We start from the raw sequence: 13497 nt of genomic DNA on the forward strand, positions 1-13497 counted from the left end.
TGAACCGTTCCGTGGTCCACGGGGTGTTGCGTTAGGCCTGAGAGGCGGTTTCGTCCAGTTTGCGGTAGTGCTCCGCCTGGGCAGGGGAGAGGGTCTTGATGCCGAAGATAAAGAAGAGAATGTGGAACAGCCACACACAGCCCAGGACGATGCGGCCCACCGGGACGCTGCCCATCATGAAAAAGCCGATGGACATCACTAAGGTGACCGTGACCATGATGCGAAGTTTGGTGCGCCAGGTCATGCCACGGCCTTTGGCAAAGCTCTCCAGATTGTTTTTATACAGCTTGGTGGAGGTGAACCAGTTGTGCAGTCGCTGAGAACTGCGGGCAAAGCAGAAGGCTGCCAGCATCAAAAAGGGAAAAGCGGGGAGCAGGGGCAGCACAGCGCCAACGGCGCCCAGTGCCAAGGCAATACAGCCAAATAGGATATAGAGCACTTTTTTCATGGTATCATCTCCTGTTTTGTCTTTGTTTCTCTCTGGTACTCTCCCACACGTGGCGCAGGGCCAGAATGGGGTGGTGGAGGAGCATCCGGGGCCCGGCGTAGCGCATGACCTGCCGAATTTGCTGGGCCATGTCCTTCCGGTAACAGTGCACCTTGCAGTTGGAGCAGAAGGTTTTCGTCTCCATAAAGGGGCATTTGTCGCTGCGCTCCATGGCGTAGTCCTTCAGCGCCTGGCACTGGGGACACAGCTGCCCGGTGTGGGTGTGGTGGACGCCGTGGCAGTAGATGGAAATCATCTGCCCCACCACCTTTTTCTCCCGCAGGCGTTTGTTCTCCACAGCGGAGGCCATCAGCTCACCCTCCCATGCTCCACCGAGTGCACCTGGTCGGCAATGCCCATGGTGGATCGGCGGTGGCTGACCAAAATCACCGTGCGCTGGTCCCGCTCTCGGTGGAGGGAGCGGAGAATCTCCGCCTCGTTCAGGCTGTCCAGATTGCTGGTGGGCTCATCCAGCAGCAGGAAAGGGGCGTTGTGGAGGAAGGCACGGGCCAGCCCCAGCCGCTGCCGTTCGCCGCCGGACAGGGTGTCCCCCAGTTCTCCCACCGGGGTATCGTACCCCTGGGGCAGGGTGAGGATGAAGTCGTGGATGGAGGCCTTCTTGCAGGCCTCCTCCACCTCTTCTCGGGTGGCGTCGGGGCGGGCCAGAAGAATGTTTTTCAAAATGGTGTCGTGGAATAGGTCGGTGTCCTGGGTCATGTACCCTTGCATGGAGCGCAAATCGGAGGTATTGATGTTCCGCACGTCTCGCTCCGAGATGGTCACCTCTCCGCTCTGGCGGTCCCAGAACCGCATGAGCAGCTTTAAGAGGGTGGACTTGCCCGAGCCGCTGCGGCCTACAATGCCCACCACCTTCCCCTTGGGGAAGTCCAGGGTCAGACCGTCCAGAATGGTCTCACCGCCGTAGGAGAAGGTGAGATCCTCGCAGGCGGCCCCGTGGAATCGGGTGGCGGACTGTCCGGACACCTCTTCCACCACCGGGGTCTCGTCCAGAATGTCCAGCACCCGCCGGGCGGCGGCAAAGGTGCTCTGGAGGGTGGCGCCCAGGTTGGCCAGAGCCACCACCGGGCCAAAGGAGGACATGAGGGTAATGAGGGGGACCAGCACTCCGCCAAAGTTTACTTGACCCTGTTCCAGCAGCACCAGCCCCAGGGCCAGCAGCGCCAGGTCGTAGAGCCAGATGACGGTGTGGGTGACGGCGGTGTTGGTGCCGGTGATACGGCTCATGTCCTGCTGCACCCGGCTCAGATCGTCGGTGCGGCCCTCCAGCTCACCAAGACGCTGGGCCTGGCCGTGGTACTGGATGGTCTCATCCACTCCCCGCAGGCTGTCCAGTACAAAGGCGGACAGCTGCCCCGCTTTCTGGCGCATCCGGTTGCCGGTATCCCCGGAGCGGCGAGAGGCCAGCACGGGGAGGAGAATGCCCACGGTGGCGTAGGCCAGCAGAGCCAACACCCCGTAGGCCCAGTGGAACCAGGCCAGAAAGGCGGCGGTGAGCAGGCTCATCACCAGGGCAATGGCGGCCGGGGAGATGGTGTGAGCGTAGAACACCTCCAGCAGCTCAATGTCGGAGGTGATGACCGAGATCAAATCCCCCTTGTCCCGCCCGTCCAGCTTGGCAGGGGCCAGGCGGCGCAGGGCGGCAAATACCTTTTGACGCAAAATGGCCAACAGTTTAAAGGCAATGTAGTGGTTGCAGGTCTGCTCTCCGTAGCGGAACACCCCGCGCAGCAGGGCGCACAGGGCGGCGACCAGGAAAATCAAGGACAGGGTGTCCTGGTGGTTGAGGACGGAGAGAATGCCCACGCCGCCCAGCACCGGGATCAGGGTGGCGGCGATGAAGCCCAGCACCCCCAGGGTGATGGCCAGAAGCATCACTCCGGTGAGGGGGCCCACCAGCGTGATGAGGCGGGCCATACAGGATAGATTGCTGCGGGGTTTCATGCGGGTACCTCCTCTTGGTTGAATTGTTCCAGCTCTTGCTGCTGGTCCCACAGCCGGGCATACAGCCCGCCTTGGTCCAGCAGCTGCCGGTGGGAGCCGTGCTCCACTACCAGGCCGCCCTCCATGGCGTAGATGACGTCCGCCCCGGCCACATTGGCCAGACGGTGGGAGATGACCAGCACCGTGTGGGTGCGGGAGAGACGGTGAATCTGGTCCATGATCTCGTTTTCGCTGTCCACATCCACGTTGGAGGTGGCCTCATCAAAAATATACATGGGGCTATCGTGAAGGAGCGCCCGGGCCAGGGCCAGACGCTGGCGCTGGCCACCGGAGAAGTTGCTGCCGCCCTCCTGGAGCTTGGTGTCCAGCCCCTGCTCGCTGTGGAGGAAGGGGGCCAGATTTACCTGCTCCAGCACTGCCCACAGCTCGTCGTCCAGCGCCTCCGGGCGGGCCAGCAGCAGGTTGTCCCGCACCGTGCCCTTGAAGAGATAGCTTCGGTGTCCGATGTAGGTGCAGTGGGCCATGAGGCTGTCCTCGGACAGGGAGGACAGCTCCTTGCCCCCCAACGTGATGTGTCCTCCATAGCCTCGGTTGCGGCCCATGAGCAGGGCGGACAGGGTGGACTTTCCGCAGCCGCTCTCGCCCACCACGGCGGTGAGGGAGCCGGGGGTGATGGTCAGATCCACCCCCTGGAGGATGGGCCGCTGGCCGTCATAGGAGAACGTGACGCCCCGGCACTCCAGGGTGGGATTGCCCTCCACGGATTCAGCAGAAGGGGCGGGCACCTCCAGGTCCAGCAGGGCGTAAATCTTCTGGGCTGCTGCCATGCCGTTCATGGCTACGTGGAAGAAGCTTCCCAGCAGCCGCATGGGGAGGAAGAACTCCGCCGACAGCAGGATGATGGCAAAGCATCCGGCAGGGGTGATGTGCCCCTGGGACAGCTGGATGAGGGCCAGAATGGCCCCCAGAGCCGCCCCGCCGTAGGCGATGAGGTCCATAATGACAATGGAGTTGAGCTGCATGGTGAGCACCTTCATGGTCACCTTGCGAAACTCCTCCGCCTGCTGGGCCATCTCCTCCTGACGGGCCTCATCGGCCTGATAGATTTTCAAGGTGGTCAGGCCCTGGAGATTCTCCAAGAAGTGGTCGCCCAGACTGGTGTACTTCCCCCAGTACTTGGCCAGCAGCTTTTTGGCAAAGGTCTGTACCGCCGCAATGGCAATGGGGATGAGGGGCACGCACACCAGCAGCACCACGGCACACATCAGACTGATGGGGGCCAAGAAGATAAAGAGGGTCACGGGAGCCAGCAGGCTGTAGAAGAACTGGGGCAGGTAGGAGCCAAAGTAGATCTCCAGCTGGTCTACGCCCTCCACCGCCACCTGAACCACCTGAGCGGTGGAGGTGCGCTGGCGGTAGGAGGCCCCCAGGGTGTACAGCTTGTCAAATAGAGCCCGGCGCAGGGTGGATTTCACCTGCCGAGAGGCCAAATGGCTCATGCGGGCGGCGGCCCGCAGGGCAAACCACCGCACCACCAGAGCAACCAGGGCAATTCCTCCCGCAAAGGGGAGACTGGAGGATACCGGGCGGCCCTCCAGCAGCTGTCCCAGGAGCCAGCCCAGGGTAAACACCAGGGCGGCATTGGCCACCATGGAAATCCACTGGCAGGCCACATTTCCGGCAATAAATTTTTTGCTGTCCGGCACCATGCCCAACAGCCGTTTGTCCATCATCATGGGAATCTCCTCTCCTTTGAATTAGCTCAGGCTAACAGAAATGAAAAAAGAAAGTTAGCAAAAGCTAACGTTTTGTGCAAAAAAGAACAGGGCGAAGTTACCCTATGCAAACTATAGCACATTCCAGGCGGTGGTGCAAGCAGAAAATGGGGGGAGGGCATAGGATGAAGGGGGAAACCCCTGGAAGGAGGATGCCTAGATGGGAATTACCAGTTCAAATAAAGTGGTGGACCGCAGCGAAGTGAGCTGTGACGGCGAATTTCAGGTGACGCTGGCACTGACGGCGGCCCCAGACATCATTGAGAACCCCACCGATATTGTATTGGTGTTGGACCGCTCCGGCAGCATGTCAGGCGTGCCGCTGGGCGCCCAGGGGCGTATCATCCAGCTGGAGGTGACGGTGAAGGACGTCTGTCCCAACCGCCGGGTGGCCTTAGGTGTGATGTTAGAGGAGGTGGGCCCGGACGGGAAAACAGAGCCCCGTGGGTTTAAGGCGTATACCATTCCCGCCCACACCCAGCCGGGATGCCGGGACGTGCAGGTCCAGTGCATCCGCTTTGTGGTGCCCGAAGATGTGTCCCTGGGGGGAAGTCTCTGTGTGACACCCGCCGCTTCCAGGTCCAGCTTATCGCCCAGGAGATGGATTGGGAGTTCCGCTGTCCGTAAACCAATCGCTATGCCCGGTGGGGAGATTCCCCACCTGGCAAAATTTTTTTGAAAACCTGTTGGAATAACAACAGAAAGAGGCGGCAAACCTGTGCTACCATGCTCCTTGTCATAAGAAAGGTTTAAGACGCTGTCAGCGGTGGCATTCTATGGGTATCAACCGGAAGGGAAGTGCTGATATGAATGCGACAGTGGATCAATATCTGTGTATCGGGTGCGGCGCATGTGTCGCCTTGTGTCCTCGTGTGTTTCGTATGGGAGAGGACGGCAAGTCGGGGGTGAGCCAGGCGGTCACGGAGGAGACCTTGTCCCAGGTGCAGGAGGCCATTGACTCCTGCCCGGTCACCGCCATCAGCTGGCTGGAACACGAGTAAAAGGAGCTTATCAACATGGAACAAAAGATGTTTTGCTACCAGTGCCAGGAGACCGCCGGGTGCCGTGGGTGCACCATGGTGGGTGTGTGCGGCAAGCAGCCGGACGTAGCTGCCATGCAGGACCTGCTGGTGTATGTCAGCCGGGGCATTTCCGCCGTCACCACGGCTCTGCGCAAGGAGGGAAAGACGGTTGCCCCGGAGATCAACCATCTCATCACCCTCAACCTCTTCACCACCATCACCAACGCCAACTTTGACCGGGAGAGCATTGAGGCCCGCATTCGGGCTACGCTGGAGGCCAAAGCCCAGCTGCTGGCCCAGCTCGGCGATACCTCCAACTTGCCCCAGGCCGCCCTATGGGACGGCGCTGGGGACTGGGAGGAGAAGGCCAAGACGGTGGGGGTGCTGTCCACTGAGAATGAGGACATTCGCTCCCTGCGGGAACTGATTACCTACGGTCTCAAGGGCCTGTCCGCCTACTCCAAGCACGCCAACGCTCTGCTCCAGGACGACGAGGACGTGGACGCCTTTTTGCAGCGGGCCCTGGCTGCCACGTTGGACGACAGCCTCACGGTGGATCAGCTGGTGGCTTTGACCATGGAGACAGGCAAGTACGGTGTCTCTGGCATGGCCATGCTGGACAAGGCCAACACCTCCGCCTATGGAAACCCTGAGATCACCCGCGTCAACATCGGGGTGGGCAAGAATCCCGGCATTCTGGTCTCCGGCCACGATCTGCGGGACCTGGAGATGCTGCTGGAGCAGACCCAGGGCACCGGGGTGGACGTGTACACCCACTCGGAGATGCTCCCCGCCCACTACTACCCCGCCTTTAAGAAGTATCCCAACTTTGTGGGCAACTACGGCAACGCCTGGTGGAAGCAGAAAGAGGAGTTTGAGGCCTTCCACGGCCCCATCCTCATGACCACCAACTGCATTGTGCCCCCCAAGGACAGCTACAAGGATCGGCTGTACACCACCGGGGCCGCCGGATACCCCGGCTGTACCCACATTCCCGGCGAGATCGGGGAGCAGAAGGACTTTTCTGCCCTCATTGCCCACGCCAAGACCTGTGAGCCTCCCGCCCAGTTGGAGACCGGGGAGATTGTGGGCGGCTTTGCCCACGCCCAGGTGCTGGCCCTGGCTGACCAGGTGGTGGAGGCGGTGAAGAGCGGCGCCATCCGCAAGTTTGTGGTCATGGCCGGCTGCGATGGCCGGGCCAAGAGCCGGGAGTACTACACCGAGTTTGCCAAGGCTCTGCCCCAGGACACGGTGATTCTCACCGCTGGCTGCGCCAAGTACAAGTACAACAAGCTGCCTCTGGGTGACATCGGCGGCATTCCCCGGGTGCTGGACGCTGGACAGTGCAACGACTCCTACTCTCTGGCGGTCATCGCCCTGAAGCTCAAGGAGGTGTTCGGGCTGGAGGACATCAACGACCTGCCCATCATCTATAACATCGCCTGGTATGAGCAGAAGGCGGTGATTGTGCTCCTGGCTCTGCTGTACCTGGGAGTGAAGAACATCCACCTGGGTCCCACTCTCCCCGCCTTCCTCAGTCCCAACGTGGCCAAGGTGCTGGTGGACAACTTCGGCATTGCAGGGATCGGCACCGTGGAGGAGGACATGAAGCTGTTTTTCGGCTAATCTCTCAAAAATGCAAGAATTTTTGAGAGGGTGCAGCCCGCTGCATGCATAATTGGGTCAAAGGGCGACCCAATTCCACACTGGCGGGCTCCAGAAGTGTATTTTCCCATGCGCATGTCCTGGGAAAATACGTGATTTCAATTTATTTTCCCGCCCGGGGGGCGGGAAAACTCTGCCGAGAGCTTTTGACTGAGCGAGGTTGTCACAACTTCTTGCATGGATGCTAGCTTTGAAACAAATTGAGCCGGAGTGCATCACGCACTCCGGCTTTTTCCATGCTGTGATTGAAAAATCATCAGAATTTAGTATAATGTAGAAAAGCATAGACTAGGAGGAACCAAACCATGTATCAAGAGACATCCCGTGAGGTGTTGGATTTTATCAAACACAGCCCCAGCTGCTTCCACGCCGTGCACCAGCTCTCCCGAATGCTGGACCAGGCCGGATATCAGCGCCTGATGGAGTGTGAGCGCTGGGCGCTGGAGAAGGGGGGCAAGTATTACGTCACCCGCAACGGCTCGTCCATCATTGCCTTCCATGTGGGCCAGCAGCTGGACAATTACCACTTCCAGATCACCGCCTCCCACAGCGACTCTCCCAGCTATAAGGTGAAGGAGAAGGCGGAGCTCAAGGGCAAGGGCGGTTATCTCCAGCTGAACACGGAAGGGTACGGCGGCATGATCTGCTCCAGCTGGCTGGACCGGCCTCTGTCTCTGGCTGGCCGAGTGCTGGTGCGCCAGGGCAACGTGGTGGAGACCCGGCTTCTTAACATCGACCGGGACCTGCTGCTCATCCCCAATGTGGCCATCCACATGAACCGGGACGTGAATTCCGGCATGAAGTACAACCAGCAGGTGGACATGCTCCCCCTGTTCTCCGCCGGGGAGTGTGGAGAGAACAGCTACTATGAGCTCATCGCCCAGGAGCTGGGAGTGAAGCCGGAGGACGTTGTGGGCTGTGACCTGTACCTCTACCCCCGGGTGGCCCCCTCCCTGTGGGGCGCCAAGGAGGAGTTCATCTCTTCCCCCCGCCTGGACGACCTCCAGTGCGCCTATACCTCCATGAAGGCCCTGGTGGACAGCCACAACCCCCACGGGGTCAACGTGTGCTGCTGTTTTGACAACGAGGAGGTGGGCTCCGGCACCAAGCAGGGTGCTCTGTCCACCTTCCTGCGGGACGTGCTCCAGCGGGTCCACGCTGCCCTGGGCCATGCCCCCGAGGACTACTTCCGGGCAGTGGCCAAGAGCTTCATGGTGTCCTGCGACAACGCCCACGCCGTCCACCCCAATCACCCGGAGAAGACGGACGGGGAGAACTGTGTGTATATGAATCAGGGTATCGTGGTGAAGTTCTCCGCCAACCAGAAGTACACCACCGACGGCATCAGCGCCGCCATCTTCATGCAGCTGTGTAAGGATGCCCAGGTACCGGTGCAGACCTTCGCCAACCGCAGCGACATGGCAGGAGGCAGCACTTTGGGTAACTTGTCCACCCAGCAGGTGTCCCTCCACACCGTGGACGTGGGCCTGCCCCAGCTGGCCATGCACTCCACCTATGAGACAGCGGGGGTGAGGGATTCCACCTATATGGTCCAGGCCCTCACCGCCTTCTATAACGCCGACCTGGACATTACCGACAGCGATCGGTTTGTGCTGGGCTGAGAATACGAGAAATGAGGTGTGTTTCATGGGTCAACCGCTGCAATTTTGCCGAGGCGGTGGGTGCACCGCCAAACTGGGCCCTGCGGCCCTGAGCCGGGTGCTGGAGAAGCTGCCCCGGCCCACCGACCCCAATTTGCTCATTGGCGCGGAGTCCAGCGACGACGCCGCAGTGTATCGCCTCACCGATGACCTGGCCATCGTCCAGACCCTGGACTTCTTCCCACCCATGTTGGACGATCCCTACCTCTTCGGGCAGGTGGCTGCCACCAACGCCCTCAGTGACATCTACGCCATGGGGGGAGAGGTGAAAACGGCGCTGAACATCGTCTGTTTTCCTGAGGAGATGGACCTGAACATCCTGGGCGAGATTCTCCGGGGCGGCAGCGAGAAGGTGCTGGAGGCCGGGGGCTCCCTGGCCGGGGGCCACTCCATCGCCGACCAGGAGGTGAAGTACGGCCTGTCTGTGACAGGGGTGGTCCACCCCCAGCGAATTCTGGCCAACAACACCGGAACCGTGGGGGACCACCTCATCCTCACCAAGCCCCTGGGGGTGGGCCTGCTGTGCACTGCTGCCCGGCTGGGCCAGGCGGACCCCCAGGCCTTCCAGGGAGCGGTGAAGTCCATGACCACCTTAAACAAATACGCCGCCCAGGTGGCGGCCAAATACCGGGTCCACGCCGCCACCGATGTGACGGGGTTTGGTCTGTTGGGGCACCTCCACGAGATGATGCGCCCCGACTTATCCGCCCGGATTTTTGCCCACGCCCTGCCCGTGCTGGACACGGCCCTGGAGTGTGCCGACGAGTTTTACCTCACCGCCGCCGGGCAGCGCAACCGCAACTTTGCCGCCCAGCGGGCGGTGCTCCACGGGCTCACTTTTGCCCAGGAGGAACTGCTCTTTGATCCCCAGACCTCGGGGGGACTGCTGCTGGCGGTGGAGGAGGCGGACGCTCAACTTCTGCTGGAGGAACTGCGCATGCTAGATTTGCCCTGCGGCGACATCGGGACCATTCTGCCCCGGTTGGACGCAGAGATCATTGTAGAACCGTAAACAAGAGGAGGAAATGAATATGGAAGTTCTGGTGGATGCCCGTGGCAAGGCCTGCCCCGTGCCCGTGATCGAGACCCGCAACGCCCTGCGGGAGCACGGCGCTCCGGTGGTGACCCTGGTGGATAACGACATTGCCCGGCAGAACGTGGAGAAGATGGCCCGTCAGATGGGCCTGAATGCCGCCACCCAGCAGGAGAATGGGGGCTGGCGCATTACCCTCACCGCCGCAGGACAGGGCTTTGACCCGGACAGCCAGGAGGTGGCAGACCTCATGGAGAACATTCCCCCCTGTACTGTGCCTGTCCAGGGCCCCACTGTGGTGGTGCTGTCCTCGGACCAGATGGGCATGGGGGATGAGGTGCTGGGCCGGGCCCTGATGAAGGGCTTTGTCTACGCCCTCACCCAGCTGGATGAGGCCCCGGACACCGTACTGCTCTACAACGGCGGCGCCAAGCTGTCCGTGGAGGGGGCGGAGACGGTGGCGGACCTGAAGACCCTGGAAGAGGCCGGGGCGGAAATCCTCACCTGTGGCACCTGCCTGAACCACTACGGCCTCACCGAGAAGCTGGCGGTGGGCGGCGTCACCAACATGTATGTCATTGCCGAGACCATGGCCAAGGCCGGAAAGGTCATCCGCCCATGAGGGGCGTGGTAGTCGTCCGGGGCGGGGGAGACCTGGCCACCGGGACCATCCTGCGCCTGTACCAGTGCGGGGTGCGAGTGTTGGTGCTGGAGTGTGCCCAGCCCACCGCCATCCGCCGGGCGGTGGCCTTCTGTGAGGCGGTGTATGACGGTGTGACCCAGGTGGAAGGGGTGACCTGTCGCCGCATTGACACTCTCGAAGAAGCCGAAAAAGTGTGGACAGCCGGGGGAATTCCCCTGCTGGTGGACGAGACCGGGGCGTGCCTGCCTCAGGTCCGGCCTGTGGCCCTGGTAGATGCCATTCTGGCCAAGCGCAACCTGGGTACCACTCGGGATATGGCCCCTATCACCGTGGCCCTGGGCCCTGGCTTTGTGGCCGGGGAGGATGTGGACGCCGTGGTGGAGACCATGCGGGGCCACCGTCTGGGCCGGGTGCTGTACACCGGGGCCGCCCAACCCAACACGGGGGTGCCGGGGAAGATCGGTGGCTACGACAAGGAGCGGGTCATTCACGCCCCGGCGGACGGGACTCTGGTTCCCTGCACCGCCATCGGCGACGTGGTGCAGACGGGGCAGACCCTGGCTGTGCTGGGGGACGTGCCGGTACCCGCCACCATTGACGGCGTGCTCCGAGGGCTCATCCGGGCGGGATACCCGGTGACCAAGGGCCTGAAAATTGCGGACATTGACCCCCGACTGGGGGAGCGGGAGAACTGCACTACCGTCTCGGACAAGGCCCGGGCCATTGCTGGGGGTGTGTTGGAGGCCCTGCTCCACCTGGCCCAGGAGAGATGCCTCACCCGTTGCCTGCTGGGGGAGGGGTGAGCCCATGATTTATCTGGATGCGGCGGCCACCTCCTTTTTGAAGCCACCCTGTGTGGCCCAGGCTGTGGTGGATGCCATGCACACGGTGGGCTCCCCAGGACGGGGAGCCCATCCTCTGACGTTGGCGGCCTCCCGCACCGTGTGGGCCTGCCGGGAGGCGGTGGCGGAGCTGTTGGGTGCCACAGACCCCGCACGGGTCTGCTTCACCCCCAACTCCACGGCGGCGCTGAATGCCGCTATCTGCGGGCTGTACGGCCCGGGGGACCACGTCATCACCACCGCCCTGGAGCACAATTCTGTACTGCGCCCTCTGTATCGGCTGGAGGAGCAGGGGCTGGAGCTGACCATTCTTCCCGCCGACGAAACGGGTAACATCGACTATGAGGACTTTACCCGGGCCCTGCGCCCAAATACCCGAGGGGTGGTGTGCACCCACGCCTCCAATGTCACGGGCAATACCCTGGATTTGAAGTGTATCGGGAACTTTTGCCGGGCTCATGGACTCACCTTTGTGGTGGATGCCTCCCAGTCTGCGGGGGTGCTGGACGTGAACCAGCAGGCGGTGGGGGCGTCGGTGGTGTGTTTCACCGGCCACAAGGGACTGCTGGGCCCCCAGGGCACCGGCGGGCTGAGCGTGGCCCCGGATGTGACTCTCCGTCCTCTGGTGGTGGGGGGTAGCGGCGTGCACAGCTATGACCGCAGGCACCCCCAGGACCTGCCCGAGGGCCTGGAGGCGGGCACCCTTAACGCCCACGGACTGGCGGGGCTGCTGGCCGGGATAACTTATATCAAAGAACAGGGCCGGGAAAACTTGTATCGGAAAGAGATGGAATTGGCCCGGACTTTCGTAAACGGGGTGCGAGACCTCCCCGGCGTGACCCTATACGGGGATGTGGACGCCCCCCACCGCACGGCGGTGGTGTCTTTGAACCTGGGGGAGGAGGACGCCGGAGAGGTGGCGGACGTGCTGGCCCAGGAGTTTGGAATCTGCACCCGGGCGGGGGCCCACTGCGCCCCTCTCATCCATGAGGCCCTGGGCACTTCAGCCCGGGGTGCCGTGCGGTTTTCCTTCTCCCATCTGAATACCCCCCAAGAGGTAGCCCAAGCCGTGGACGCTGTGGCAGACTTGGCCCGGCGGCTATCACCCATATAAGGAGAAACCCATGTTGAGAAAACCTCAGCTTCGCCTGGTCATCACCTTTCACACCACGGCGGAGGCATTGAAAACCGAGAAACTGGCCCGGAAGCAGGGCCTGGAGGGACGGCTGATCCCGGTGCCCCAGGTCCTCAGCGCCGGGTGTGGACTGGCGTGGAGTGCCCCGCCGGAGACTCAGGCGGCCATGGAGACTGTGCTGGAGCGGGGGAACATCCACCCACAGCAGATCATTCAACTGACCATTTAGGAGGGATGCAGGTGGACAACGGATATCAAGCTCTGGCCCGGGCCCTGGACGAGAAGGGCTTAGTGTGGCGGGTTACCTCTCTGGAGGGGGAGACCCTGGGCCAGGCGGTCCAGTTGGAGCAGCGCCCTGCCTGGCTAGGCCATGGCTTCCAGCCCCCTTGTCAGACTACCGATGAGGAGGGGCGGGCGGTGCTGGTGGAGTGCCTGCGCCGGGAAAAGACCCTGCTCATCTGCGGCGGCGGCCATGTGTCGGTGCCCGTGGCCCGACTGGGGGTGATGCTGGGCTATCAGGTGACGGTGGTGGACGACCGAGAGGAGTTTGCCCAGCCCCAGCGGTTTGAGCCGGGGGTGGACACCGTGTGCGCCCCCTTCGAGGAATACCTGTCCCACACCTTTCCCTGGGAGGAGCATCCCGACCTGTCCGTGGTCATCGTCACCCGGGGCCACGGGGGAGATGCCGCGTGTCTGCGTCAGGCGGTGAAACATCCCTTGACCTATCTAGGGATGATCGGCAGTAAGAGAAAAAATCAGGCCATCTTCCAGCTGCTCCAGGAGGAGGGGGTGGCCCCCCAGGCTTTGGAGCGGGTCCACGCCCCCATCGGGCTGGACATCGGGGCCCAGACCCCCGAGGAGATTGCCGTGTCCATCGCTGCGGAGTGGATTGCCACCCGCCAGTGTGGCCAGGGCTCTGTCTTCCCCAGGGAGCTCCGGGAGGCGCTGCGGTCCGGGGCTGGGGGCGTTATGGTCACGGTGGTGAAAAAATCCGGCTCTGCCCCTCGGGGTGTGGGAACCCGGATGTTGATTCGTCCTGACGGCACCACCGTGGGCACTATCGGCGGTGGCCTGGCGGAATACCAGGCGGTGTGCCAGGGGCGGGATTTGTTGGACCACCCTCGCCCCATGTTGGTCTCCTATGACATGCGCTCCGGGGAAGCAGGGCGCTCCGGCATGATCTGCGGCGGCACCATTGAGGTGCTGTTTGAAGAGGCGCCCAGCCAAGTATAAATGGGAAATGCCTGTTCGGCTTCGGCCGGACAGGCATTT

Annotated in this window: 14 protein-coding genes; 10 read left to right on the plus strand and 4 right to left on the minus strand. The window is 62.3% G+C overall.

All coding sequences use genetic code 11. The annotated features are described in order from the left end of the window. Positions 1-31: 31 nt before the first annotated feature. From B5F22_RS02370 to B5F22_RS02385, 4 genes are read right to left on the minus strand one after another with little or no spacing between them, the layout of a single operon-like run. Positions 32-448, minus strand: a complete 417-nt coding sequence (locus tag B5F22_RS02370; RefSeq protein ID WP_087228774.1) for a YbaN family protein — start codon at positions 446-448, stop codon at positions 32-34. Positions 449-452: 4 nt separating this feature from the next. Continuing rightward, on the minus strand, positions 453-797 hold the full coding sequence (locus B5F22_RS02375) for a nitrous oxide-stimulated promoter family protein (protein ID WP_087390384.1): 345 nt from the start codon (positions 795-797) through the stop codon (positions 453-455). Then, positions 797-2449: a thiol reductant ABC exporter subunit CydC gene (gene cydC / locus B5F22_RS02380; RefSeq protein WP_087390386.1), complete on the minus strand. Its 1653-nt coding sequence runs from the start codon at positions 2447-2449 to the stop codon at positions 797-799. The genes B5F22_RS02375 and cydC overlap by 1 nt, the downstream gene beginning before the upstream one ends. Further along, complete coding sequence (locus tag B5F22_RS02385; RefSeq protein ID WP_087390389.1) at positions 2446-4182, minus strand: ABC transporter ATP-binding protein/permease; 1737 nt, start codon at positions 4180-4182, stop codon at positions 2446-2448. Before B5F22_RS02385 ends, cydC begins: the two co-directional genes overlap by 4 nt. A gap of 202 nt (positions 4183-4384) precedes the next feature. Between B5F22_RS02385 and B5F22_RS02390 the strand changes: the two genes are divergently transcribed. The 10 genes from B5F22_RS02390 (at position 4385) to B5F22_RS02435 (ending at position 13458) form a co-directional block, all read left to right on the plus strand. Then, complete coding sequence (locus tag B5F22_RS02390; RefSeq protein ID WP_087390392.1) at positions 4385-4903, plus strand: hypothetical protein; 519 nt, start codon at positions 4385-4387, stop codon at positions 4901-4903. A gap of 127 nt (positions 4904-5030) precedes the next feature. After that, positions 5031-5225, plus strand: coding sequence for a ferredoxin (locus tag B5F22_RS02395; RefSeq protein ID WP_087228756.1), 195 nt, complete (start codon positions 5031-5033; stop codon positions 5223-5225). 15 nt (positions 5226-5240) lie between these two features. Then, positions 5241-6872 (plus strand): hydroxylamine reductase, encoded by a 1632-nt coding sequence (gene hcp / locus B5F22_RS02400; RefSeq protein ID WP_087390395.1) that lies wholly within the window; start codon positions 5241-5243, stop codon positions 6870-6872. Positions 6873-7216: 344 nt separating this feature from the next. Then, positions 7217-8533, plus strand: a complete 1317-nt coding sequence (locus B5F22_RS02405) for a M18 family aminopeptidase (RefSeq protein ID WP_087390399.1) — start codon at positions 7217-7219, stop codon at positions 8531-8533. Positions 8534-8558: 25 nt separating this feature from the next. Further along, positions 8559-9584, plus strand: coding sequence for a selenide, water dikinase SelD (gene selD, locus B5F22_RS02410; RefSeq protein WP_087390402.1), 1026 nt, complete (start codon positions 8559-8561; stop codon positions 9582-9584). A gap of 19 nt (positions 9585-9603) precedes the next feature. After that, the gene (gene yedF, locus B5F22_RS02415; protein WP_087390405.1) at positions 9604-10227 is read left to right on the plus strand and encodes a sulfurtransferase-like selenium metabolism protein YedF; all 624 of its coding nucleotides are present in this window, start codon (positions 9604-9606) and stop codon (positions 10225-10227) included. After that, complete coding sequence (gene yqeB / locus B5F22_RS02420) at positions 10224-11051, plus strand: selenium-dependent molybdenum cofactor biosynthesis protein YqeB (protein WP_087390407.1); 828 nt, start codon at positions 10224-10226, stop codon at positions 11049-11051. The genes yedF and yqeB overlap by 4 nt, the downstream gene beginning before the upstream one ends. 4 nt (positions 11052-11055) lie before the next feature. Then, the gene (locus tag B5F22_RS02425; RefSeq protein ID WP_087390410.1) at positions 11056-12204 is read left to right on the plus strand and encodes an aminotransferase class V-fold PLP-dependent enzyme; all 1149 of its coding nucleotides are present in this window, start codon (positions 11056-11058) and stop codon (positions 12202-12204) included. A 10-nt stretch (positions 12205-12214) separates the two neighbouring features. After that, positions 12215-12454 carry a DUF3343 domain-containing protein gene (locus B5F22_RS02430; protein WP_343223915.1) on the plus strand — a complete coding sequence of 80 codons (240 nt, stop codon included), beginning with the start codon at positions 12215-12217 and terminating at the stop codon, positions 12452-12454. 11 nt (positions 12455-12465) lie between these two features. Further along, complete coding sequence (locus B5F22_RS02435; protein WP_158096584.1) at positions 12466-13458, plus strand: XdhC/CoxI family protein; 993 nt, start codon at positions 12466-12468, stop codon at positions 13456-13458. The last annotated feature ends 39 nt before the right edge of the window (positions 13459-13497 follow it).

The sequence above is a fragment of the Pseudoflavonifractor sp. An187 genome (assembly GCF_002160275.1).
Lineage (GTDB): Bacteria > Bacillota > Clostridia > Oscillospirales > Oscillospiraceae > Enterenecus > Enterenecus faecium.

Excerpts from the sequence above, each read along its gene's own strand:
- B5F22_RS02370 (WP_087228774.1), bottom strand. The coding sequence starts at position 448 with ATGAAAAAAGTGCTCTATATCCTATTTGGCTGTATTGCCTTGGCACTG.
- B5F22_RS02375 (WP_087390384.1), bottom strand. The coding sequence starts at position 797 with ATGGCCTCCGCTGTGGAGAACAAACGCCTGCGGGAGAAAAAGGTGGTG.
- cydC (WP_087390386.1), bottom strand. The coding sequence starts at position 2,449 with ATGAAACCCCGCAGCAATCTATCCTGTATGGCCCGCCTCATCACGCTG.
- B5F22_RS02385 (WP_087390389.1), bottom strand. The coding sequence starts at position 4,182 with ATGATGGACAAACGGCTGTTGGGCATGGTGCCGGACAGCAAAAAATTT.
- B5F22_RS02390 (WP_087390392.1), top strand. The coding sequence starts at position 4,385 with ATGGGAATTACCAGTTCAAATAAAGTGGTGGACCGCAGCGAAGTGAGC.
- B5F22_RS02395 (WP_087228756.1), top strand. The coding sequence starts at position 5,031 with ATGAATGCGACAGTGGATCAATATCTGTGTATCGGGTGCGGCGCATGT.
- hcp (WP_087390395.1), top strand. The coding sequence starts at position 5,241 with ATGGAACAAAAGATGTTTTGCTACCAGTGCCAGGAGACCGCCGGGTGC.
- B5F22_RS02405 (WP_087390399.1), top strand. The coding sequence starts at position 7,217 with ATGTATCAAGAGACATCCCGTGAGGTGTTGGATTTTATCAAACACAGC.
- selD (WP_087390402.1), top strand. The coding sequence starts at position 8,559 with ATGGGTCAACCGCTGCAATTTTGCCGAGGCGGTGGGTGCACCGCCAAA.
- yedF (WP_087390405.1), top strand. The coding sequence starts at position 9,604 with ATGGAAGTTCTGGTGGATGCCCGTGGCAAGGCCTGCCCCGTGCCCGTG.
- yqeB (WP_087390407.1), top strand. The coding sequence starts at position 10,224 with ATGAGGGGCGTGGTAGTCGTCCGGGGCGGGGGAGACCTGGCCACCGGG.
- B5F22_RS02425 (WP_087390410.1), top strand. The coding sequence starts at position 11,056 with ATGATTTATCTGGATGCGGCGGCCACCTCCTTTTTGAAGCCACCCTGT.
- B5F22_RS02430 (WP_343223915.1), top strand. The coding sequence starts at position 12,215 with ATGTTGAGAAAACCTCAGCTTCGCCTGGTCATCACCTTTCACACCACG.